The organism is Alteromonas sp. McT4-15 (assembly GCF_020515205.1).
GTDB lineage: Bacteria > Pseudomonadota > Gammaproteobacteria > Enterobacterales > Alteromonadaceae > Alteromonas.
Map to the genome: position 1 here is coordinate 59,392 of NZ_JAJALG010000006.1, position 24,017 is coordinate 83,408.

Sequence of the window (24,017 nt, forward strand, 5' to 3'; positions counted from 1 at the left end):
TTCATGATGAGGAGGTCGGTTTGCTGCTTTACCTGTACTTAAGTGGATTAAACAACCCGCGCGTTTCGTTCATTGCCAGAAACACGCTTGGAATGAACAAAAAGCATAGCGGAAAAGTGAACACGCTTTAATAATACGGTATCTTTTGCTTAAACTCGGAAATACTGTTGATTGTACGTTTTTCTAGATTGGGAATATCTTCATATTTACCGCGAGAATAAAGGACCAATTCACCACAATACTCGCGATTTGCCAATTTTTCTGCAAAGGCTTGAATCTCTTCAAAACTCAACGCTTTAACACGCTCCGCTAGTTTCACATTTCTGTTAAAACCGAAATCCTGAGTTCCCAAGCTCACCCATAGTCGTTGTGATTTCATGGATAAGGTAAGATCGCGTTCTTCCAATTGTTTTATAAGATTTTGCTGAATGTTGGGCCAATAAAAACGATAAAATTCAATTTCTTGCAATTGTTGATACAAAAATTCTGTTGTGGCGTCTAACAAGTGCTTTGGACTGCATTGAGGGCTTTGAATATAAAAAGCCATGCCAGGGTGCTGATTGTGCGGCACATAGCCGGTACCCACGATATAACCTAACTGTTGCTCTGTTCTAAGTGCGTTAAAGAAAGGCGCTGCTAGCATTTGCTCTAATACCATGCACAAGGCTGTGTCCGTTAAGCTTGACGATGGCGCTTGTAAGTAAAGTACAATCGCAGAGTCGTCATGGTCGCAGCACACTTCATGATACAGGCCTTTACCAACTGGCAGTTTAGAGACCGCGCGTGATAGGGGGCTACCATTTGCTCTGTCATTGAGTTCACGCACATTGTTGGCAAACCGCTTCGCTTCGTCACTAGCCCAATTGCCATGCATAAAGGTTTCAACAAAATAATGACTAAAGGCCTGCTCTCTGCACTGGAGCATTTGCTCATAGCTAATATTTCCCACTACATCCAGTAACTCAACCGGCGCTTGTGTATTTCTTTGAATCAAAACACTTAAACGTGAAAATAATCTGTTAGTAGGCTTGTTGAGCAATGAATTCTGTAAGCTTTGGGTTTGAAGCGCTTTGTGGTGATTAAAAGCACGTTCATCGGGAATATAGGTTTTTACTGCATTTAACAACTGATTGGCTAACAGTGTTTGTTGGTTCGTAAAACCACGAGTATGAAGCGTAAAACCCGCTTGATGGCCGTAAATTCGGTAATGTAACCCTGCTATTTCTGCCCGATAGTATTTTGCTTGAAGATGGTCATTAAGTGCACCTAGCCAAATTCGTTTCGCAGCAACCGATTCAAGTGTGTTAGAAAAACTGTCGGCATCATATGAAACATAAATGTCTCCCTTAGGGCTGTGAAATTGCTGATCTTGTGCAAACCAAAAGCGATAGTCTGAATCATCAATTAGCTTATTTGGCACGTTATAGCCTTGCTCGGGGAGTATTAACTGATATTCATCGCCAAGATAAGGGTTTGGGGGCGGAAGTCTTAAAGCTTCAATTACCGGCGGTGTCGCAAGACTATCCAATACGGCGGGGTCTATTTTTTCAACGTGATATTCTGCCATGTAAAATGCGCAGACTTTGGTCGTTTTCTCACTTTTGGAGATAACTTTTATTCGAACATTTTGACCCGTAAAATATGACAGAGCGTGCACCAATACGCTTTTGTCATAACTGCCTATTGTTGAACGTAAAATGTTAACTTCATCGGCACTGAAAACGAATAAATGTTGAGCGTATTCTGCAACTAAGCCCAGCGGTTTGACATTTTCCTCATATTCCAACGCAAGTGCATTTAACTTGGCTTTTTCGTCGTAACGCCATGCTTCATCCACTGCTTTTTTTATAAGCTCAATATAGCAAAATAGCGCGCGTAGTATTTCAGTCTTGTTTTCTAGCCCTTTTTGAGTGAGTTGAAAGCTAACATTAAAGTCTTTGAAGTGATCGCCTTCTATGCCGGAACCCGCAATTAAATTAAGTGCCCAGTCTTGCTCTTTCAAATAAGCCAGTAAGCTACCTTCTCCTTCATCACCAATTAGATGACTAATGTAATTTAATGGTTTGCTTCTAAAGTCATTTTGCAGCGCTGGTAACGCAAAGGTGACGATCATCCGCTTGGCATCCTGTAAAGGATGGATGTTTATTTGAATGCCAAGTTCATTTTCTGTGTAAAGGGCGGGCCAGTCATCATTCGCCAACGCTCCTGACTCTAATGAACCAAAACACTGGTTAACTAATGATGATAGTTGGTCAAACGGCATGGGACTGGCAATACAAAGACACATATTGTTAGCACAATAATATGTTGAATGGAGTGCTTTTAGACGTTGCTTAAGTTCAGTTGCAGAGTGTTTTGAAAAGGTGTCGCTATTGCCCACTGAGAACTTAGAAAATGGGTGGGCAGGGTTACACGTCTCTTTATGAATTTGATAAAGCCTGCGTAGATCATCTTTTTTCTTAAACTCAAATTCAGCGTGAATGTTGTTAATTTCTTTGCTTAGCGAGTCTTCCTCAAACAAAGGTTGCCGAAGCATGTCGGCAAATGCTGGCAACGTTTGCGCAAGGGCATCGCCAGTGCAGCTGTAATGGTAGTTTGTATACTCCGTGCCTGTCCAAGCGTTTATTGTACCACCGTGCTGCTCAATAAAACCGTTAATTGCGTTAGGTTTAGGTAAGTGTCGGCTGCCCATAAACAACATATGCTCAAGCAGGTGTGCAAGCCCCTGACAGTCTTGGGGGTCATAAAAATGGCCTGCTCTAACCGCCATGGAAACGTAGGACTCAGTGGCGGATGGGGTGTGACATAACATTGCACGCATACCGTTAGGCAAGGTAATGTGGTGCGCATTTTCAAAGTTTATAGTGTTACTCACGTTGTCTCGATAGTAGTCGTAAACGCCTTACTGCCGTGGCGAAGGTTGAGTTAGTGTTCGCGAAACGACTGATAATGTATAAAAATTCTCACTATTCGGCGTTTAACGCTATGCGTGGTTACTGCTCTCTGTTATCGTTACCATACTTTCATTAATACTATGCGCAATGTTATGTCAGGTCAAAGTAGCAACGACGACATTTATTTGTTTATTATGCGTCACGGCGAGGCTGAATCGCCTCGATTGGATGACAGAAGTAGGCAATTAACGGCAGTTGGTCGAGAACAATCCAAAGCTGCAGCGGCATGGTTAAAACATCATTATTGTGAGAGTGGACGAGTGGACTTAGCGCTAGTTAGCCCATACCGTCGCGCCAAACAAACTCACGACATGGTGTCTTTAGACATTATTGCTGACAAACTAGAAAGCAGCGAAGATATCATCCCTGAAGGCTCTCCCAAACTGGTGAGCGACTACATTGATGCGCGAGTTCACGCCGCAATAAATGCAAAAAAGCCCATTCGTTCAATGCTCCTGGTAAGCCATATGCCATTTGTTAGTTATTTGGTCGATGAACTTTGTCAATCTTATACAACAAGTTTGTTTTCAACGGCTTCTATTGCGGTAGTTAAGTATTCTTTGCGAGAGCACAAAGGTACGTTAGTTACGCATTATCAAGGGTTGTAATACAACCTAAAACTATTCCCGCTTTTTTACAAAAAAACGTTAAGTTAATTTTTGTATGGTCGATAAATTGACTGAGAGTGTCAGAAATTATTCTATTGAAGGGTTGGGAAATGGACAGCAAATCTATTCCTGAGCTCCTAAAGCGTTCATTGCAATCACATATGGCAGAAGCAGATTTACGCGAAGACGAGGAGACTCAGGATATCATTGCAAAACTATCAGTTTTGTCAGACAAGGTGGCAGCCGCCAAAGCAAAGGCACTGGCAAATAGAGCGCAGCGCCTTGTCGATGATAATTAATTCGGCCTTTCTGTACCGTTATCCCGCGGAGCAACATAGTACTCGGGCATAATTCGAACGGTTTTAATCATGTTCTCGGTAATATCGACTATCTCTAATGGATAACCCGCCAAGCGCACGCTTATTTTGTTTTCAGGAATATCTTCAAGGTATTCAAGCAACAAACCATTTAACGTTTTCGGACCTTCTGTTGGTAGATTCCAGTTCATCTCTTTGTTAAGTTCACGAACGTTGGCACTGCCATCTACTAGTACAGACCCATCCTGTTGTACATGTGCTTCTTTACTGTGGTCAGGCACCATGCTCGTCGTGAAGTCACCGATGATTTCTTCCAAGATATCTTCTAATGTAACCAAGCCCATAATGTCACCGTACTCATCCACAACCAACGCAATGCGTTCTTTTTCGGCTTGGAATTTATACATTAGCGTGTGAAGTGGGGTGGATTCTGGAGTGTAGTAAATCTCGCGAACCGCACGGAGTAGACTCGACTTTGTGAATTGATCTTTAGATAACAGTCTCAATGCATCACGAACGTGTACAAAACCCACCGCATCATCAATACTGTCGCGGTACAAGAGTACTCGCGTGTGCTGTGCATGGGTAAGTGACTTCTGGATCTTTTTCCAATCATCGTTGATATCGATAGCGAAAATTTCAGCGCGCGGAACCATAATGTCTTCTGCGGTTACACTCTCTAAATCGAGAATACTAACCAACATATCTTGGTGCTTTTTGGGGATCATGGTGCCAGCTTCAAACACAACTGTGCGCAGCTCTTCACGGCTTAATGAATCGTCGCTACCGTTTGCTGGACTTATTCTTAAAAGAGCCAAAATACCATTTGTAATGCCGTTTATTGCGGCTACAAAAGGGTAGAGCAGGGTGAGCAAGGGGAGCAAAATGATTGAGCTTGGAAACGCTACTTTTTCAGGGTAGAGCGCAGCAAGCGTCTTTGGTGTGACTTCTGCAAATATCAGTAGTACCAAAGTAAGACCAAAAGTAGCAGCAAATAACCCCCAGTAATCACCAAATAACCGGATACATAAGATCGTTGCTAATGACGATGCAGCAATATTGACAAGATTATTACCGATAAGGATGAGACCTATAAGGCGGTCAGGTCTGTCGAGTAGCTTAGCAACGCGGATAGCTGAGCGGTTACCTTCGCCTTGAAGGTGCTTAAGTCGATAGCGGTTTATCGACATCATTCCAGTTTCAGAACTAGAAAAATACGCAGATAGAAGTATGAGTACGCCGAGCGCGATAAACAGCGTACTCGTAGATATGTCGTCCAATTAGGGGGTCCTGTCTTTAACTAGCCTTCAAATGTAGTAATTTGAAGGCATTGTTTCAAGCGAAAAATGCAGAAAACACGCTAATTGCTTAGAAAATACTGTTATCTAATTTGCTAATTAGAGAATGAGTTCTTTAACTAACTTGCTTCCAAAGTAAGCCAGTGACAATAAGATGACGCCTAACACTGTCATAACGATAACCTGTCGGCCGCGCCATCCTCTAAGTTTTTGTCCCACAAGCAGAATGAGAAAAACCACTAGAGCCGCGATAGAGAGTACTGTTTTGTGTGCATAGGTTTTATTGAACATATCGTCGAGAAACACAAAGCCACTGATAAGCGATACGGTAAGTAGCGATGTACCTGCCAAAAGTAACTTAAAAAGGATGCCCTCAACTAACATTAAAGGTGGAAGCGAAGAGTGTAGCAGTGAAGCCCCTTTCTGTTTTAAACGATAAGTAATGTAAGACATCTGCAGTGCGTATAAAAATGCAATCACTAATGTGCAGTAAGCAAAAAGCGACAAGCTTATGTGAACGACTAAACCAGGCTGCAACTCGATATGCATTATGTAAGATACAGGGATGAATTTTGAGGCCAATACTGAAAAACTGGCAAACCCAAACACTACCGGTAACAAAATAAGGTTCGGGATAGCGCGGGCAAAAATCAACATGGCGACCGTAATGATCCACGACACCAAGGAGAGTACATTGGTCACACTCATATCTTGGCCAGGTGCAATCATTATCGCGTTAATCAAAAAGGCAATATGCGCAATAACCCCAACGCTTGCTAGTGATAAACCAAGACGCTTGTTAGGTCCTTCGTGATGGACAAACTTGCCAATCAACACCGCAGCGGCTGAAGCGTATAAAAAAGCAGCGGATATGGCGAAAAGGGTGTTCATGTTGCTTCCTGTGATGAGGTGGTGTCGGTCACCAATTGAGTCGGTATTGATACTTCAACTTGGAAGTAAATTCAACCATCTACTTGATTTTGTTTATCTCGTGCCCACTTTTACACCAGTCTACTATTTTTCAGAATTGAAAATTTAAAAGAAATTGCGGTACGTTACGCCCGCCTTTTACGTTACAATGTGGGCATTACGTCTGAAATAAAAAGAAGTTTCATACTATGTTTGAAAATTTATCCGAACGCTTAGGCCAAACATTAAGAAATGTTAGCGGCAAGGGGCGTCTTACTGAAGATAATATTAAAGAAACGCTGCGCGAAGTGCGTATGGCGCTTCTTGAAGCTGATGTTGCCTTACCTGTTGTAAAGGCGTTTGTTGCGCAAGTCAAAGAGCGAGCAGTCGGCACAGAAGTGACTAAGAGCCTTAAACCTGGCCAAGTGTTCATCAAAATTGTGCAGTCTGAACTTGAATCAGTTATGGGGGAAGCGAACGAAAAGCTAAACCTCGCTGCGCAACCGCCTGCTGTTGTATTAATGGCGGGTCTTCAAGGTGCGGGTAAAACAACCTCGGTGGGTAAGTTAGCGAAGTACCTCACTGAGCGCGAAAAGAAAAAGGTGATGGTAGTCAGTGCCGACGTATACCGTCCGGCGGCAATTAAACAGCTCGAAACCTTGGCCGGCGAGGTTAACGTTGCGTTTCATCCTTCTACTATTTTGCAAAAGCCCGTTGACATTGTTAACGATGCCATTGCCGAAGCGAAAAAGCACTTCTTTGATGTACTGTTAGTCGATACCGCAGGTCGTCTTCATGTTGATAGCGACATGATGGATGAAATTAAAGAGCTTCACGCGGCAGTTAAACCAATTGAAACCTTGTTCGTGGTAGATGCCATGACAGGTCAAGATGCCGCGAATACAGCGAAAGCATTTAATGATGCACTCCCACTTACTGGTGTCATTCTTACTAAAGCCGATGGTGATGCGAGAGGCGGTGCTGCTTTATCTGTACGTCATATCACTGGTAAGCCAATTAAATTCATTGGTATGGGCGAAAAGGTTGATGCACTAGAGCCTTTCCATCCAGAGCGTATAGCATCTCGTATTCTAGGGATGGGTGATGTACTTAGCCTAATTGAAGAGGTTGAGCGCAAAGTTGATAAGTCGAAAGCAGAAAAACTGGCCAAGAAAGTCCAGAAGGGTAAAGGCTTCGACCTACAAGACTTCAAAGATCAACTTGAGCAAATGAAGAATATGGGCGGCATGATGGGTATGCTTGATAAGCTGCCTGGCATGGGCGGTATGTCTGATAAAATTAAAGATCAGGCAAACGACAAGCAGTTCAATCAAATGGAAGCCATCATTAACTCAATGACACCGGCTGAACGTGCGCGGCCGGACATGATCAAAGGTTCGCGTAAACGTCGTATTGCAGCAGGCTCAGGTACGCAAATTCAAGACGTAAACCGTTTGCTTAAACAATTTACGCAAATGCAGAAAATGATGAAGAAGATGTCTGGCGGCGGCATGAAGAAAATGATGCGCCAAATGAAGGGCATGATGTCTCCGGGTGGCGGTTTTGGAGGTCCAGGCGGCCCGGGCGGATTCGGCGGTCCAGGCGGGTTCGGCGGTGGCGGTGGATTCCCACCACGTTAAAAAGTTATCGCTCAGCTTAACAGTGCTTAAAAACCTCAATCGCAGCAATGCATTGAGGTTTTTTATTTTTCTTGCATCCAGTATCGCTCATCAAACGTTTGGCTTGTTGAACAGGACGTGAGCAGTACTTCTCGCACTGCGCATTGAAGTAACGTCTCTTCACGAATCAACAAGTACGGAGATGAAGATGGAATTCAATAAAACGTCACAACAAAAATTAAAACTATCATTACTTGCTACCGCTATGGCGTTCTCTTTAAGTGCCTGCGATGGCGCCGATGGTATGAATGGCGTAGATGGAATTGACGGCGCACCCGAGCAAGATGGTGCTCCAGGTCAAGACGGAACACCGGGTTTTGCTTCAGCCACTTTTTTAGTAGCAAATAATGGCGATGAAAACCGTAATACGGTTTCCTCTATCGACCAAAACGCGAACGTGTTATCAACAGTAACTACAGGGGCCAACGAGGGAATTGTATTCACTCAGGGGGGAACGTTAGTGCAAGCTGGCGATAATGATTTACCATTACTGAGAACGCAATGTAATTTTGATGCCCAAGCTGATTACATGATGAGTAGAGGACACGATATTACAGGCGCAACTACCGGGCTGGTTAATCCTAAAGGTATTACTTTTGCACAGAACTCGGGCCTAGTCATGGTAGCTGATTTCAATGGTCAAAAGATAAGTGTTTTTGGCAGTCAAGCGGCAGGAGATGTTGCACCGATTGCTGAAATAATGACAACTGCAAAACCGTGGGACGTGGCCTATGACGAACAAAGCGATAGATTATTCGTAGCACTAACCGATGGTACGTTAGCAGTATACGATAACGTCGCTGACTCCAATTTTGCGCCCTCTGTCATGCGCTCTGTAGTACCTTCCGATGCAGATGGAAATCAAATTTCGATTAATCTGCACGGTATTGTCTACGAGCCTATGTCTAATCGTATGGTGTTGTCTGACGTGGGCGATGCGGCTGTTACAGATGATGGTCAAATTTTTGTCCTAGACAATGTTTCTTCGGCCGATGGGGCTGTTGTACCAAGCAGAGTGATTGGCGGCGCGTCCACCCAGCTTGGTAATCCGGTGGATATTGTTCTTACGGGCTCTGACCTACGTGTAGCAGAAAAGTCAAATGACGCTATTTTGGTGTTCTCAAATATTTTTAACGGTGCTAGTGGTGACGTTGCGCCAACGCTATCAACACCCTCTGTGAAACCAGAATCGTTGGCCGAGCTAACTCAGCTCGACGAGGTGAAGGATGCTTCAGACGACGGCATAACTACCATGCCTATAATGGGCCTTGCGGTATCAAGTAACCCCTCAAGCGACAGCGAAACAACAGGGCAAGTAGCTCAATACAGTGCCGTATTATCCAGTGAGTTAAGCACCTTCGACGCCAATATTAGTATCGAGAGCGCAGCATTCACAGCAAGTGGTGACGGTGTGATTACTTTTGATAATGTGGATACTTCGACAGGTGGTTTACTTGTGGTAAATCGACTTAAAAGCACGCGAGACGGTATGATGTATAGCGACAGTTTCGACCACATGATAGTGGGTAGCGAAACAGGTCTGGTTGCTCCTAAAGGGCTTGATATCGCCTCAAAAGCCGGCGTGGTATTTGTTGCTGATGTTAATGAAACTACACCCGCTGTGCGCGTGTTTTCGCCTTGTGCGTCAGGCAACGTTGCGCCTCTATTAACGCTCGAAGCCACCAACGGGGCGCGTCCGTGGGATGTGGACTATGACCCATCGACAGATAGCGCGTATTTGGCTTTGACTAACGGTTCAGTAGCGGTATTTGAAGAAGTGGTGCGCAAAATGGAGAGTGGTGCAACCATTATTACTGGTGAAGATAGATTGATTGTTCCAGCGAGTGGAGGAGCAGCGTTTGCTGCGCCAACCAACATACATGGCATAGACTATGACAGTCAAAGCAATAGCCTAGTCATTTCCGATGTGGGCAGCGCAGCAGATGCTACTGACGGAAAACTGTATGTAATACCCGGAGCGGGAAGTGCTGATGGCTTAACCGATGTATCGGTGAATATTGCTGGATCGAACTCAATGTTGGGTAATCCAGTGGACTTAATGCTCAGTAATGGTCACGTCTACGTAGCAGAAAAGTCAAATGGTATGATCTTGCGGTTTGATAATATTTTAAACTCAGCTTCAGGAGATATCGCCCCCACTTTCAACATGATATACCCATCACCCGAGTCGGTTCATGTGTTATCAGTGAAGTAAGAGATGTCTGTGCTAATTGCTGTTGCGATACGTATATATCGCCTAGCTTCCTAAGGAAATTCAGTCGTATTAAAGTCGGCACGTTCAAAATGAAAACGAACGTGCCACTTATTTTTGCCCGGCCCCTGTCGTTGAAACTCTGGTCCACCTGCACTAGCCTCTCTCTTTTTGATGTTTACTGGGTTGTGATAGTGTACTTTGTAGCCAACAAGTAGTAGAGCATCTGTCCAAGCGCGTAATTTCATAATACACTGACGGGCTACATCGTGCGCGTGTGCTCGCTTTCTATCAGATATGCAACTTTCTCCATATCGAAGCAGGTACAGTTTTGTGCTGTATGAGCTTTCATGCAGCAGAGTTATTGATACAGGAACACTATGGCAGGCTTAAAACGTATTATTCTTATCGACACCCACTTGCCAGGCGTGGTCGAACTAAAGCTTGATGGACATACCAATATTTGTGGTACAAACGCATCGGGTAAAACAACACTTCAGCGTCTTATTCCCGTATTCTATGGCGAATATCCTTCTCGTGTGGTGCCTGCTACGCGCGATAGTTTTGAGCGTTGGTATCTCCCCCGTTTGTCTAGCTTTATCATCTATGAATATACGCGCGCTGAAGGTGACCTGTGTCAAGCAGTGCTGAGCTCAAACGGAACTGGTGTTAATTATCGTCTGGTGGGTAAACCGTTTGATATTAACGATTACTTGATTGAACAAAAAAATGGTAAACACGCCATTGTAAGCAGTGCAGAGCTAGCACGCGCCATGAAGCGTAACAACATCATGGTAACAAGCCTGCTCAATACCAAAGATTTTCGCGCCATTATTCAAAATGATCATGGCGTATTAAATCAAAGCAACAATGCAAGAGAGCTCTTAGGTTACGCAAAAATCTTCAGCTTGTGTGAACCGTCAAAGCACATGCGCCACATAGAAAAGCTGGCCAAGGCGGTACATTCCAAAGAAGGCAAGATGGAAACCATCAAAGCGATGATCGCCGCTATTTTGGAAGAAGATGGCGTAACACCACCTACGTCGGGCCTAAGCCGAAATCGTGTAGATGACTGGATCAAAGAATGCCACCTTATAAAGCAGTTCGATAAAATTCGTCCAGAGTTTTCGAAATTAGAACAAGCTGATATGGCTTTGACGAGTACTGAGCAGGTACTTGCTAACCTTAAACATAGCTTTGAACTTGATAAAACCTATCTGGCCGCGCGTGTAGAAACCACCAAAAATGAGCTAGATGAAAACAGCTTTCAGCGTAAGCAAACTGACAGTGAATGGGGCGACACCCGCGACCACTTAAATCAGGTTATTTCATCAGCCCGTGCAGATGTAGAAAAGTTTACTAGTGAGCTTGATACTGTCGAGCGTGAATTTGATAAGTGGCAAGACGAAAACATTGAGCAGCTTAAAGAAGACGTAGCCAATCTATCGCAATGGCAAAACGAAAAGTCATTAGCTGATAGCCGCTACATATTGCTTACTGAGAAGCACCAAGATATTGAGTCTGCATATAATAAGCGTTTGGCTGAGTTAGGTGAAAGACTCTCGATCACACTGGAAGAGATGTCTGCTGCACGTCAAGAAGCAGCAGAAAACAAAGCTGAGCAACAACAAAATGAACGCGAAGCGCTGAGCCGAATTCGCGATGACTATAGTGGCCAGTTAAACGCGCTACAAAATGACTTTCAACAAAATACCAATGCGCTAAAGGTCACCGAGGCTGAACTGAAAGCGTCATTATCAAACGCCGGTTACAACGAGTTTGAGCAGTCACAGTTAGATATTCTCGATGCCGCAATTAAAGAGGCGTCTATAAACGAAGATGCAACCAGATCTGAACTTCGTCACGCACAGCAATCGCAAAATAAAGCCATTGAATTTCGAAGAGAGTGTTCTAACGCGTTAGACAAAGCGCGAAACGCTTTTCTACAAGAAGAAAAAGCTGTCAATAAAATTAATGCGTTGCTTTATCCCGGAGAAGGTGCGCTGCTCGAATTCTTGCGCGCGAATGTTGAAGATTGGGAACTGTCACTAGGCAAAGTCATTCGCCCAGAGTTGCTTGAACGCACTGATTTAGCTCCTAGCATGGAAGGTGCAAGCGATACCTTCATGGGCGTAAAGCTTGCGTTGTCCGAACTTGATACGCCTGAATACGCGCAAACCGAACAAGCGCTCAAGCAACAATTACAAGAAGCAGAAATTCGTCAAGCTGCCGCTTTAGCTGCGCAGAATGAATGTGAGCAGCGACTCGCCAAGGCGAACGAAGATGTTCGAAACGCTGAACTCGTTGTTACGCAAAAAGACAACGCAGTAAAAAGCGCTGAAGCTAGTCGAAAGCGTGCACAGCAAGATAGAGATACGGTACTTAGTGAATATCAACAAGCGCTATCGGCACGCAAGCAAAAAGCAAAAACTAAGCTTGAAGCCAATCAACAAGCACAAAAGCAAGCTAAAGCGCAATATGAGCTAAGTCGCGACGAAATTAAAGACCAGCAGCGCGAAGCGGAGACTGAGCATAAGTTTCACTGGCAGCAGCTTATTGCAGACAGTGAAGCGCGTATATCCCAACTCGATAGTGATATGCGCAAAGCAAAAGACAACGCTGCGCAAGACCGAAAAGACATGCAAGATTGGCTGGAAAGTGAACTTAGTAATCGCGGTGTAGATGTTGATGAAATAGGCCAGCTTAAGAAGCAAATTAATAAGTTAAAAGAAGACATCGCGCGTACTGAAACCCATCGCCACAAAGTTGCAGATTACGAGCGTTGGTACACAAATGTATTCACTAAGCAAAAAGTGGTTTGGCAAGAAGGTCTGTCAAAATCTCGTAAGCTTCTTGGCGAATCAGAACGTAACCTAGCAAACAAACAAAGTGCCTATAAAGCCACTCGTGAGCAGCTGCAAGAACAACATACTCAGCTTGAACTCACACTTAAAACAGCCAGCGAGCACCTTGAGCAAGTGAAATCGCTTAGCAAGTCGTTGGCGAAGCTTACCTTGCATGCAGGTGATGAAACGGCGGATATAAAGCACGATGATGTCAGCATAGGCCAGCGTATCTCTGAAGTACAAAGCCAACTTCAGGAACGTGAAAACTTACTCAGTGATATTCGTGCTTATGTAGAGCGGTTCGATCAACTTATCGCTGCACAAGCGGGTACGGGGCTTTCTGACACATGGGAGCGGGCACGAGAAGAGTGCGCTACATTAAATGCTCATGGCGTCAAAAGCTTTGATCACCGCCGCATGGTATCGCACCTTGCGCAGCTCCTTAACGTGATCGTGCCGCAAAAGCTTCAAGGCTTACGTGAGCAAGGCCGTATATTTGGTGCAGACCTATCGCAATACTATTTTGTACTTGCTGACATCGACAAACGCATTGTGTCGCAAAGCCGCCGTATTACTCAGGAAGTTGACGGTGAGCTATTCCTTGATGGTGTATCAGACTCTGCGGTGAAAATTCGCTCTCGCATAAGCGAACTAGAATTTTGGCCTGAGCTTGAACAGTTCAGAAAGCTCTACGAGCATTGGATGGAAGAGGGCGCCAACGAGTTGCCAGAAGAGGAATACGGACAGAGTATGCGTCGTGTTCTTGATATTCTTGGTCGCGCCGCATTAACAGGTGGTATTAGCAAACTATTGGATATCGAGTTACACCTTCGAGAAGGAAAAAGTGACCTTGTTATTCGCACCGACCGCCAGCTTAACGAATCATCTAGTCACGGTATGGCATACCTGATCTTGTGTAAGTTTCTACTCGCGTTCACGCGTTTATTGCGCGGTGATGCAGACGCCACAGTGCATTGGCCTATTGATGAATTAGGTACACTTCACCAGAACAATGTGAAGAAAATCTTTGAAGCGTGCCAAAACAATAACATTAGCGTAGTTGGCGCATTCCCTAACCCAGAATCAGAAGTACTGACGCTATTTGAAAACCGCTATTTAATCGATAAGGTGACCCGTCAACTGCAGGTGGTACAGCCAAAAGCGAGTGCTATTGCCGCACGAATCAAGGCACGAAAGAATGAAGTTGCAGGTGAGGAGACATCAGCATGATGACAGAACAAGGCCGTGTACTCAGTGCACTTTTACAAGGCGCGTTTATTTGTCAGGTGACCGATGAAGAAGCGTGGCGTTTTCTAAAAAGTCGTGACAATGCCGCACAACTTGAACCGCATCTTACGCTGCTTAATCGCACCCTATCTACCACTGCTGAAGGTGATGTATTCTTTGCAAGCTATCTAACTATTGGTGAAAGTGAGCGCAAAGTGCTGACACAGCAGTTTCAAGATACCGCGTCAAACCTCGTTCCGCTGGTGGAGTGGTTGTTGTTGGTACAACAGGCTAATGAATCTGACATGCCTATCACAATGGGCAGTGCCATTCGCTTAAACGAGCTGCAAACAACCATTGAAGATACACCAGCTTATGCGGAGCAGTTAGAAAAAATCTCGCGATATCGCATGTTCGGCTCGACCAGTGTGAATTTAGATGGTCAGCTTAAGCAAGTTTTTAAGCGGTTAACGGAGATGGGGTATTTGATTAAGCCTAATCCAGACAAACAAATTTATTTGGGAACAGGAAAAATCGAGCACCTTTACGAAATGTTGCGATTTATCGATGAAACCGAAGCCCTTAGCTTGTCAGAGCAAGCGGAGGCCGCCATTTCGCAAGGTAGCTTGATATGAGTCAGGTGCTAATACAAGCCGGCACTAAATTGCTTAACGCCTTGGGGCGTCATAGTGATTTAATTATGCAGGCTTATATCAATGGCTCAGTGAAAGAGCGCGATCATAGCCCAAAAGTGCTTGAACAATTGGTGCAGCTAGGCGTGCTTTGGCGCCCTGAAGCGCAAAGCGAGTTGCGCCTTAAAAGCGCGGTAAGAAGTTTGTTGGAGGGAAGCCTTCAAGACGAACGAAATCGCACTATTAACGCCAATATTGGAGCTTCTCTGGCAAGCCTTAAAACGTTGACAGAACACTATAAAGAGGCGCTTCATTATAATAAATATAACGAAGCCGCTGCCCATATGGGAGATTTGACCGAACATGTGTATCAACTGTCTGAGTCACTCAGTAACAGTGTTCGCGTTATGTTTGGGCGCATCAATAATGAATTTGGTTATGTTTCATCTGTAGAAGCAAAAATTCGTGAAAACGAACTGGCGCAAGGGCAGGTGACAGACTTGCTCTCTCAACTTGAGTGTTTTCGTTTTGATGAGCTCAGTGAGCTCGCTGGATCTAATCGCGAACTACGTCACTTATTAGTGGTTTCGCTACAGCAACGATTTGCAAAAGCAGCGCAAGAACTGTCAGTGGTGCAAGCGCGCTTACTCGATTTGCTAGGACGATTCAGAGAGTTCCAAGGCCGCACACGTTTGTTAAAGGGTTTCTTGTTGCATATGGAGCAACAACCAGACTTTACGCCAGGTAACTATGCAAACTTGACTAACGTTCCCGTCCTGTTTAATCAGTCTGCAAACACCCTCGTTAATGCAAGCCCTGACGTGAACAATGTTGAGCACGAAGCTGACTACCAATACATTGTTGCGTCGTTAACCCATGTGCATAAACGTCAAAACAAACATCAAGATAGCAAGCCTGTCGATATTGATGTGACTGAGCAATCAACCGTTTCGCTGGAAAAAGACCCACTGCAAAAAGCCGTTGAGGATTATTTCTGCGATGTGATTGATTCAGGCCAACCTAAGACAGCGTTGGATTACTTTGAAGAGAAATCCCTAGAATTTGACCCTGAGGTGTGGATTTATCAGGTGATTGGGGGGTATCAAGCGCTTGATGATCAAGATAAACAATTTTTTGCTCTAGAGCCCCACGGTGATAACGACAAAGTCTATACCGGTAATTTTTACATTAACGATATTACGCTGGGCCTAAGGTAACGTATTAACTCACCTTGTTTGTTCAGTTAAATAAAAAGCGCAGGAGATTGTAATGACATACTCCCGCGCTTTTTTTAATTCTACCCCACAGTTTTACTTGCCCTTCAGCTTTATCTTGCCAATAGAACACTTGGAATACGTAGAAAAAGACCTATAATATGCAAGGTGTTTACATAAAATTAACAATGTGAACTTTAATGTTCATCACTGCGTAGTATTGCTGTCATTGGCACACGCTATGCTATGTGACGTGCGGTGAACAGAGGCAAGTCTTCTTTTTTAGAAGGACTTGTCATTCGTTTCTGCAGGATGCAGAACATGTTGTGGTACTGCCGCGTACAGTATGAAGAGGAAGAATGTTATGCAATTATCAGAACAACAAAGCTTTAACCAAGCCCTAATCAAGCTCTCAGTGTTACTTTATCAGGTCGATGGTATGGTCACCTTGTCTGAACAAGACTATTTGAATGCCATGGTTGACTCTTTAGACTGGCAAAGCCCAATCTGCCCAGAAGCGTTTCTAAACGACACCATTTATCAAACCCGCAAAGCAATTGATACGGGCGACGCTGTCACTTACTTGCGTAGTTTAAAAAACGATTTAGTTTTCGATGCTGCAAAAACGCTAGAAGTGGCGATGGCGATTACCGGCGTAGACGGCGAGCGCAGTGAAGAAGAAACTGAGTTGTTATCTTTGCTTACACATAAATTGCTGGCAAAGGCACTGATTTCTGGTAAAGATACACTACAGTAGAAGCGGTTAGTTACGCCAGAGTATCAGTTGAATTTTATTATATCCGTTAAAAGAGCGGCGCTATCTGTCGTCGCTGCAACAACACTATTAACACTTTCTGGGTGTCACTCTTCACATAGCGCACAGTTTAGCGCTAGCGACACCGCGTTTCCTGTCAAAGTGGCACCTTACGACGTCTATTTAGATAAGGTTGAGGAATATATCCAAAAGAACCGTACTTTCATTGGCAGCGAGCAGGAAAAAACAAAAGAACTTGCAATGAATATGCCCTTTGAGTGCGGAGCACAGTACGATGAAGTAGGCATTTTATTGGTTCACGGGTTGGGTGATTCACCTTTCTTCTTTCGCGATGTAGCGAATGCGTTGTGTGCCGATGGTATTCATGTACGTACAATTTTACTGCCAGGTCATGGTACAAAGCCTGGTGATATGTTGTCTGTGAGTTATGAGCAGTGGCAAACTGAGACCAATTTTCACATCGAACTTTTTTCTGGTGAAGTCGAAAAGCTATATATTGGCGGCTTTTCTACTGGTGCCAATCTCACGACCATCGCAAGCTTTTTTCGCACCGATATCGAAGGGCTAATACATTTTTCGCCCGCGTTTAAGTCGCGCTTTTTTGTGTCTCGATTGGCACCGTATATCGATTCATTGTTTCCATGGCCAAATGTTGAAGAAGAAGACAACCCCTCGCGTTACAACTCTACGGCAATGCCAGGGTTTGCGGCATACCAAGAAAGCGTCAATCAATTGCAGACACTTTTTAACCGCGATGATAAACCTAATACACTGCATATTCCGGTATTGATGACGGTTGCAGAAAAAGACAGCGTAGTTGATACCGACAAAGTGGCAGCGCAATTTCGCGATAATTTTACGCATCCGCGAAAATGTTTGCTGTGGCAAGGTGAATCTATGCCTGAACTTCTCCCACAACATGTACTGATGCAAAGCATGCAGTTACCCGAGTTACGTATAAGTGCGGCGTCACACATGAGTAATTTATTCGCACCGAGCAATAGCTTGTACGGTACGCAAAGTGAATTTCGCATTTGCGACAATGGACAGGGTAGCGACAAAGAAGCCCGTTGTAAGAGCGGCGAAACCGTCTGGTACGGACCTTGGGGCTACAAAGAAAGCGATAAGGTGCACGCTCGTCTCACCTACAATCCTTACTTTACAAATATGGTAGACAATATTTTAGGTTTTGTAGGTAAAGCAAAAGTAAAAGGGTTTTGTAGAGCAATGTAACGAAGATGAGATAAGTTATTGTATGTACACAATACAAATAAAAAACGCCACGTTAATAGTGGCGTTTTTTTGATGGATAGTAATACGTGTTAGTGGTGAGCCTGCGCTTCTTCCATTTCGCGTTCAAGCCTTGCACTTTCGTCTGCCCGTGGCTTAGTAAAGCGTGCTAACGCAAGGTAGAGCACTGGCGTTAGGTAAAGCGTAAATACCACTGCAATGCCCAAGCCGCCAAATACCACCCAGCCAATGGCATTACGTGCTTCCGCACCAGCACCAGTTGATAAGATAAGCGGTAATCCACCTAATATCGTAGACACCAGTGTCATCATAATGGGGCGAAGGCGCACTTTACCCGCTTCAACAATTGCGTCGTAAATCTCATAGCCCTTATCGCGAAGTTGATCTGCAAATTCAATAAGTAGAATAGCGTTTTTCGCAAGTAGTCCAATAAGCATAACTAAACCAATCTGAGAGTATATGTTGATACTTGTACCGGTAAGGAAAAGGGCGTAGACCGCCGCTGCGATACCAAAAGGTACCGTTAACATGACGACCACTGCACTATTAACACTTTCAAACTGTGCCGCAAGTACCAGTAGTACAATGACAAAGGCGAGAATGTAGGTAAGAGCAACTTGCTTTGACGTTTCTTCAAAGGTTTGTGCCTCGCCAAGGAATACGAGCCCTATACCGTCAGGCAACGTGTCTTGCGCCAGTGTGCGTACCTTATCAACGATGTCTGCTAGCGGAACATCTTCTGGTAACTCCATTTCTATTTGAATAGCACGACGCTGTGCTTGACGCTCTAACTCAGCCGCCACACCTTCCTCTGTGATGAAGGCAACACTTGATAGCGGTACCAAATTCCCGTTGTTACTTTTCACATATAAGCTAGTGAGATCAGAAGGGTTGATTGTACTGCGGTTATTGGTTTGCAGCATAATTGGAATGGATTGGTCCCCCACGTTTAAATCTGCAATATCGTCACCGTTTACTGCTGCCCGTAACGTGCTAGCAATATCGTTGAGTGGAACACCCAATTCTTCAGCGCGACGTCTATCAATGTTCACGCGCATTTGGGGCTGAGTAGGGTCGTAGCTTATACGAGGGCGTCCCAGTTCAGGCATTTCATCTTCAAGTTGTCTTGCGAATGCTTGAGACGCGGCAAAAATATTTTCGTATGTATCGCCAGTTAACGCAATTTCAAGGCCGCCACCTTGGCCGCGTAAGTTAAGGCTATTGCCACCAAACGCATTGCCTGGCGCACCAGGAATTTGCTGTAACTTAGGACGTATTTCGTTTACCACATCTTGAAGCGATTTATCACGCTCGTCCCAGTGCTTAAGAGGCGCCGTAATGAACACGATATTTGGATCCCATGACCCTACAACGGTGTAAATCGAATCGATAGTACCGTTATCTACATAGGGTAATAGCAGTTCTTCCATTTTCTCGGCTTGCCTGTCCATAAAGTTCAGGCCTGCACCGTCAGGACCGCGAGCAAAAATACGAATAGTGCCTCTATCTTCACTGGGTAATAATTCATTGTCGATATTCTGAGAAAGGATATATGCTCCGCCGCCAGCTGCAAGGCTCAAAATGCCTACTACCCAGCCATACTTAAGCGCCTTCAGTAGTGACGATTGATAAAGCCCTAGACACGCATTGCCAAAGCGTCCAAATGTTTTGCTGAAAAGCCCACTCGTTTTCGCTTCTTTGACTTTAAGTCGTGCAGTAAGCGCAGGTACTAATGACAGCGCAACGAAAGACGAGATAACCACTGCGCCCGCCAGCACACCACCAAACTCTCTAAATAGTCTTCCTGCAGTAGAAGGTAAAAATGCGATAGGGATAAATACTGATGCCAGCACTGCAGTAGTGGCCACCACTGCGAAAAATACTTCTCGTGTACCAACCACTGCGGCGGCTCTGGCACCTAATCCCATGCCTCTGCGTCTTTGAATGTTTTCAGATACCACAATGGCGTCATCAACGATCATTCCAGTAGCTAATACCAAGGCAAGCAAAGTAAGAATGTTCACTGAAAAGCCCATTGCCCAGATAATGGCAAGCGCACCGGCAAGCGATACTGGAATAGAAAGCGCTGGAACAATGGTGGCTCGCCACGAGCCAATGAATACTAATAAGGTAACAACCACCAGTGCGATAGTAAGGCTCAGCGATACTACAACTTCTTTAACAGAATCACGAATAAACTCTGCATCGTCAGAGGTAACGACGATATTCATATCGGTGAAGCGTTTGTCTAAATCTTCAACCATTGCCAAAACTTCATCTGAAATTTCGATGGTATTAGAACTGGCCTGGCGTATAACGCCAACGCCAATTACGGGTGTGCCGTCTAAACGCACCATACTTGACGTGTCGGCAGGACCAAAGTACACGCTGGCTACATCGTTTATACGAATATCGCCGGAAACCACAATGTCACCAACGTCTTCTGCCGTTACTGAAGTTGCATCTGCGCGCACAATGAGAGCCTGTTCGGCCGACTGAATGCTGCCAGCAGGGACATCAAAAGGGGCAAGTGATAGGGCGTTGGCAACATCGGTCATTGATAGGCCAAAGCTAGTCAAACGCAATGGATCAACCGATACCCGTAATACACGTTCTCTATCACCATTTAACGTGACATCGGCAACGCCTGGAATACTTAAAAAGAGTGGGGCTACGTCGGTATCTACTCGTTCTGTCAGCGTCTCCATATCAAGTGTGTCACTTGAAATTGCTAAGCTAACCACAGCTTGTGCATCGCTGTCGGCACGAATGATAGCAACTTGCTCTACATCCTCTGGTAATTGTCGCTGTACACGGCTGACAGACTCTCGTACTTCATTTGCTGCGTCTTCTAAATTTACGCCAGGTCGAAATTCAACGCGTACGCGCGCTGAGTTTTCTTCGCTTTGGGCATAAATGTTCTTTACGCCACTTACTCGCGCAACCGCACCTTCAAGTCTGCCAGTGACTTCAGCATCAACCGTTTCAGGTGAAGCGCCGGGGAAGTTGGCGGTAACGGTAACGCGCGGAGTATCGACATCAGGCAGTTCTCGAACTTCAAGGCCGCTTAGCGCTGCAAGCCCTGCAATGGCGATCAACAGGTTTAATACAACAATAAGAACGGGACGTCTTATTGATAATGATGGCAAATCGTTTGTTGAAGAGGAAAGTTGTGGATCACTCACCTTGTGGCCCTCCCGCCAACTCGGTGGTAATTGCTTGGCCAGTTCTTAAGCGTTGTACACCCTCTGCGATAAGCGTATCGCCTTCACGTATTTCGCCTGACACAAGTATTGTGCCTCTTAAACGTTGGTGAACACTTACATCTACCCGTTGAGCTTTGCCATCTTTGGCAAGCCATACATAAGCACCTGTGGCACCCCATAATAGTGCCGCTTCGGGTACGGCAGCAAAGCGCTCACCTTCAATGCTCAGATTTACCCGAAAACTCATGCCCGGGCGAAAAATGTCAGCAGAATTGTCTAAAATCGCACGAGCGCGCAAGGTGCGGTCAGCTTCATTAATTCGGGAGTCAATTTGTGCAATTTCCGCTTGTACTGTTTTCTCTTTGTCACTCCAAGGTACAAGAGTAACCATTGGAGCATTCATTAACACCGGTAATGATGCCTCTGGCGCCTTAAAGTTTATAAATAACTTGCTGCGGTTATCCAAGGTAGTGATAAGGGTTTGTTCGGTTATTCGGTCGCCAACCTCTACGTCAGTGATACCCACAATGCCATCAAAAGGTGCAACAATATGGCGGTCTTCTAAATCGGCTTTTGCTTCTTCTAGCGCCACCTCAGCAAGGTCACGCTGCACTCGTGCAAGGTCCAGTTCGCTTACTGGCACTGCGCCATTTTTATAGCTTGATGCTAAACGCTCGACTGTTCGCTGTGCATCGGCCAAGGTTAATTCTGCGCGTTTCAGTGCCGTTTGTTGTCTTCTGTCATCAAGTCGAACCAATACTTTGCCTTTCTCAACGGCTTGGCCTGGTACGAAGTTTATCTCGGTGACTTCATCTGAAACGGCAGGGTACAAGGCAATTGAGCGCACCGCTTCAGCACTGCCTACCGCCTCCACATTGCGCGTCTCGTTCATAAACTCGATTGGCTTTGTAACGACAAGTTTCGCCTGCCTATCGCCCATAAATTGTGCGTTGGCAATTGGTATCATTAGTAACAGGGCGCAAAGACTTGTCCATGTCTTTGCTGCATTAAAAACAGACTTCTTCATTTGTTAACCCGTAGCGATATTCTATTTATACATTGTTGTTTGAACGTGCTGTTTGAAAAATAATCAATTCAGCAATGTTCATTTGTACCTAATAGCATCGCATGCGGTTCAACTTAGCAGTTGCAGTTCGGCGTATTCCCTATACAAGGTATCGCTTTTCATGAGTGAGGCGTGGGTACCCACGCCCACAACTTGGCCCTTATCCATGACTAAAATGCGATCGGCGTGCTGAACAGTGGCTAATCGATGCGCTATCACAATACTGGTTTTCCCTTGCATTAATTTATCAATGGCTTGTTGCACCATGCGTTCACTCATTGCATCAAGGGCACTGGTGGCTTCGTCGAGCAATAAGATAGGACGATTGGCTAGAATTGCGCGAGCAATGGCAATGCGCTGCTTTTGCCCACCCGAAAGCTTTACACCGCGTTCACCAAGTTGTGTATTGTAGCGTTCATCTAAGTTGTCGATAAACTCATGTGCAAAGGCTTGTTTAGCGGCGTCTATCACGTCATCGTCGCTGGCACTGGGGCGACCATAGCGAATGTTTTCCATTACTGAGCTGGCAAATACCACAGGTTCTTGTGTGACAACGGCAATGTGTTGACGTAACACTTCTACCGGCATTGTATGAATGGCCTTGCTATCAAAGCATATTTGCCCAGTTTGTGGGTCGTAAAATCTCAACAATAGTTGAAAGAGCGTTGTTTTGCCTGCGCCGCTGGGGCCAACGAGCGCGAGCTTTTCGCCTGCTTTGATCGTTATATTTAGATCGCTGAATAAAGGCTTACTGTTAGGGTAGGCGAAGTGCACATTATGTATGGTGATTTGTGGCGCTGTGGCACAAATCTCGCCTTTGGCGCTATTGTAACTATCTACTGACGATGCAATATCCGGTTGCGTGTTAAATAATTCATAAAGCCGTTCACTTGCACCGACACCACGCTGCACTTCACCGATGACTTCGCTGATAGTGGCAATACTGCCGCCAGCCATAACGGCATAAAATAGAAACGCTGATAATTCGCCCACGGTCATTGCGCCATTCAATACTTGCCGAGCACCTACCCATGCAATAAAAATAATCGCAATCATGCTGATACACATAATGCAGCCAATAAGTAGTGAACGGTAATGAATACGCTTTTTGGCAATGTCCATAGCAGCTTCTACTTGCTTTGAAAAAAGCATTCGCTCATTTTCTTCAGCGGTATAGGCTTGTACCGTCATGATTTCATGTAGGCTTTCATCAATACGCGCACCAAGGTCAGCTACTTTGTCCTGACTTTCTTTAGCAAAACGGCGTACTTGTGGCGCGAGTACTTTAATAGGCACTAAAACGGCGGGCACCGCTACAATGACACAGAATGTCAAAAGTGGACTTGAAAACCCCATCAAACTGATTGCGCCAATGAAAGTAACCACTGAACGCAGTGTCATTGAAAGACTCATTCCCACAACGGTTTGAATAATTGTCGTGTCGCTTGTAAATCTCGAGATAACTTCACCTGTGCGAAGCTCCGCGAAAAACGAAGGGGGAAGCGATAGCAAATGTGAATATACTTGCTTGCGTATGTCAGCGCTAACACGTTCTCCTAACCACGTCATTAAATAAAAGCGGGCATAGGTGGCAATACATGCGATAACGGTAACAACAAGGACCAATACTGTAGCTTGATTTAACGTATCTGATGCGCTTTCTACAAATCCACTGTCAATGGCGTACTTAATGCCTTGCCCCAATGCTAACCATGCAATGGCGGCAGTAAACAGAGCAACAATGGCACCAACCACACGCGTGCGGTAATTCATTAAATGCCCACCAATCCATTTAAACACCACTTTGGTAGACACGCTTTCAA

The 24,017-nt window shown here is 45.0% G+C and carries 16 protein-coding genes; 9 read left to right on the forward strand and 7 right to left on the reverse strand.

Translation table 11 applies throughout. The annotated features are described in order from the left end of the window. Nucleotides 1-127: 127 nt before the first annotated feature. A complete protein-coding gene (locus LHL20_RS06725; protein ID WP_226432745.1) occupies nucleotides 128-2,875 on the reverse strand; it encodes an insulinase family protein in 2,748 nt (915 codons plus the stop codon). Between the two features lie 171 nt (nucleotides 2,876-3,046). Between LHL20_RS06725 and sixA the strand changes: the two genes are divergently transcribed. Then, entirely contained in the window at nucleotides 3,047-3,562 is a 516-nt protein-coding gene (sixA, locus tag LHL20_RS06730; protein ID WP_226432746.1) for a phosphohistidine phosphatase SixA, read from the forward strand. A gap of 110 nt (nucleotides 3,563-3,672) precedes the next feature. After that, nucleotides 3,673-3,861, forward strand: a complete 189-nt coding sequence (locus tag LHL20_RS06735; protein WP_159623143.1) for a hypothetical protein — start codon at nucleotides 3,673-3,675, stop codon at nucleotides 3,859-3,861. Here the strand turns inward: LHL20_RS06735 and LHL20_RS06740 are convergent. Together LHL20_RS06740 and LHL20_RS06745 are read right to left on the reverse strand one after the other, a co-directional pair. Further along, nucleotides 3,858-5,159 carry an HlyC/CorC family transporter gene (locus tag LHL20_RS06740; RefSeq protein ID WP_159623141.1) on the reverse strand — a complete coding sequence of 434 codons (1,302 nt, stop codon included), beginning with the start codon at nucleotides 5,157-5,159 and terminating at the stop codon, nucleotides 3,858-3,860. The two genes, LHL20_RS06735 and LHL20_RS06740, sit on opposite strands and share 4 nt — an antisense overlap. Before the next feature lie 117 nt (nucleotides 5,160-5,276). Continuing rightward, nucleotides 5,277-6,068 carry a cytochrome C assembly family protein gene (locus LHL20_RS06745; protein ID WP_159623139.1) on the reverse strand — a complete coding sequence of 264 codons (792 nt, stop codon included), beginning with the start codon at nucleotides 6,066-6,068 and terminating at the stop codon, nucleotides 5,277-5,279. A gap of 227 nt (nucleotides 6,069-6,295) precedes the next feature. On the opposite strand from LHL20_RS06745, the gene ffh reads away from it, so the two are divergent. Both ffh and LHL20_RS06755 read left to right on the forward strand, forming a co-directional pair. Further along, nucleotides 6,296-7,726 carry a signal recognition particle protein gene (gene ffh / locus LHL20_RS06750; protein ID WP_226432747.1) on the forward strand — a complete coding sequence of 477 codons (1,431 nt, stop codon included), beginning with the start codon at nucleotides 6,296-6,298 and terminating at the stop codon, nucleotides 7,724-7,726. 187 nt (nucleotides 7,727-7,913) lie between these two features. Then, a complete protein-coding gene (locus tag LHL20_RS06755) occupies nucleotides 7,914-9,980 on the forward strand; it encodes a collagen-like triple helix repeat-containing protein (RefSeq protein WP_226432748.1) in 2,067 nt (688 codons plus the stop codon). 50 nt (nucleotides 9,981-10,030) lie between these two features. Here LHL20_RS06755 and LHL20_RS06760 read toward each other — a convergent pair whose 3' ends face one another. After that, a complete protein-coding gene (locus tag LHL20_RS06760; protein WP_226432749.1) occupies nucleotides 10,031-10,225 on the reverse strand; it encodes a hypothetical protein in 195 nt (64 codons plus the stop codon). A gap of 132 nt (nucleotides 10,226-10,357) precedes the next feature. Between LHL20_RS06760 and LHL20_RS06765 the strand changes: the two genes are divergently transcribed. From LHL20_RS06765 to LHL20_RS06785, 5 genes are all read left to right on the forward strand, one after another. After that, complete coding sequence (locus tag LHL20_RS06765) at nucleotides 10,358-14,053, forward strand: ATP-binding protein (RefSeq protein ID WP_226432750.1); 3,696 nt, start codon at nucleotides 10,358-10,360, stop codon at nucleotides 14,051-14,053. Then, on the forward strand, nucleotides 14,050-14,685 hold the full coding sequence (locus tag LHL20_RS06770; RefSeq protein ID WP_159623133.1) for a condensin complex protein MksE: 636 nt from the start codon (nucleotides 14,050-14,052) through the stop codon (nucleotides 14,683-14,685). The genes LHL20_RS06765 and LHL20_RS06770 overlap by 4 nt, the downstream gene beginning before the upstream one ends. Then, nucleotides 14,682-15,899 (forward strand): phosphoenolpyruvate carboxylase, encoded by a 1,218-nt coding sequence (locus LHL20_RS06775; RefSeq protein ID WP_226432751.1) that lies wholly within the window; start codon nucleotides 14,682-14,684, stop codon nucleotides 15,897-15,899. The genes LHL20_RS06770 and LHL20_RS06775 overlap by 4 nt, the downstream gene beginning before the upstream one ends. Nucleotides 15,900-16,260: 361 nt before the next feature. Continuing rightward, nucleotides 16,261-16,653, forward strand: coding sequence for a TerB family tellurite resistance protein (locus tag LHL20_RS06780; RefSeq protein ID WP_159623129.1), 393 nt, complete (start codon nucleotides 16,261-16,263; stop codon nucleotides 16,651-16,653). Nucleotides 16,654-16,680: 27 nt separating this feature from the next. Next, complete coding sequence (locus LHL20_RS06785) at nucleotides 16,681-17,904, forward strand: alpha/beta hydrolase (RefSeq protein WP_226432752.1); 1,224 nt, start codon at nucleotides 16,681-16,683, stop codon at nucleotides 17,902-17,904. An 89-nt stretch (nucleotides 17,905-17,993) separates the two neighbouring features. Here LHL20_RS06785 and LHL20_RS06790 read toward each other — a convergent pair whose 3' ends face one another. The 3 genes from LHL20_RS06790 to LHL20_RS06800 all read right to left on the reverse strand — a co-directional run bounded on the left by LHL20_RS06790 (nucleotide 17,994) and on the right by LHL20_RS06800 (nucleotide 23,967). Beyond that, on the reverse strand, nucleotides 17,994-21,107 hold the full coding sequence (locus LHL20_RS06790) for an efflux RND transporter permease subunit (protein ID WP_226432753.1): 3,114 nt from the start codon (nucleotides 21,105-21,107) through the stop codon (nucleotides 17,994-17,996). Further along, the gene (locus LHL20_RS06795; RefSeq protein WP_226432754.1) at nucleotides 21,100-22,155 is read right to left on the reverse strand and encodes an efflux RND transporter periplasmic adaptor subunit; all 1,056 of its coding nucleotides are present in this window, start codon (nucleotides 22,153-22,155) and stop codon (nucleotides 21,100-21,102) included. Before LHL20_RS06795 ends, LHL20_RS06790 begins: the two co-directional genes overlap by 8 nt. Nucleotides 22,156-22,263: 108 nt before the next feature. Next, complete coding sequence (locus tag LHL20_RS06800) at nucleotides 22,264-23,967, reverse strand: ABC transporter transmembrane domain-containing protein (RefSeq protein WP_413228883.1); 1,704 nt, start codon at nucleotides 23,965-23,967, stop codon at nucleotides 22,264-22,266. Nucleotides 23,968-24,017: the final 50 nt, after the last annotated feature.

Bases quoted from the DNA above. Each gene is read 5' to 3' on its own strand.
- sixA (WP_226432746.1), top strand. From the start codon at position 3,047: ATGTCAGGTCAAAGTAGCAACGACGACATTTATTTGTTTATTATGCGT.
- LHL20_RS06735 (WP_159623143.1), top strand. From the start codon at position 3,673: ATGGACAGCAAATCTATTCCTGAGCTCCTAAAGCGTTCATTGCAATCA.
- LHL20_RS06745 (WP_159623139.1), bottom strand. From the start codon at position 6,068: ATGAACACCCTTTTCGCCATATCCGCTGCTTTTTTATACGCTTCAGCC.
- ffh (WP_226432747.1), top strand. From the start codon at position 6,296: ATGTTTGAAAATTTATCCGAACGCTTAGGCCAAACATTAAGAAATGTT.
- LHL20_RS06755 (WP_226432748.1), top strand. From the start codon at position 7,914: ATGGAATTCAATAAAACGTCACAACAAAAATTAAAACTATCATTACTT.
- LHL20_RS06760 (WP_226432749.1), bottom strand. From the start codon at position 10,225: ATGAAATTACGCGCTTGGACAGATGCTCTACTACTTGTTGGCTACAAA.
- LHL20_RS06765 (WP_226432750.1), top strand. From the start codon at position 10,358: ATGGCAGGCTTAAAACGTATTATTCTTATCGACACCCACTTGCCAGGC.
- LHL20_RS06770 (WP_159623133.1), top strand. From the start codon at position 14,050: ATGATGACAGAACAAGGCCGTGTACTCAGTGCACTTTTACAAGGCGCG.
- LHL20_RS06775 (WP_226432751.1), top strand. From the start codon at position 14,682: ATGAGTCAGGTGCTAATACAAGCCGGCACTAAATTGCTTAACGCCTTG.
- LHL20_RS06780 (WP_159623129.1), top strand. From the start codon at position 16,261: ATGCAATTATCAGAACAACAAAGCTTTAACCAAGCCCTAATCAAGCTC.
- LHL20_RS06795 (WP_226432754.1), bottom strand. From the start codon at position 22,155: ATGAAGAAGTCTGTTTTTAATGCAGCAAAGACATGGACAAGTCTTTGC.
- LHL20_RS06800 (WP_413228883.1), bottom strand. From the start codon at position 23,967: ATGAATTACCGCACGCGTGTGGTTGGTGCCATTGTTGCTCTGTTTACT.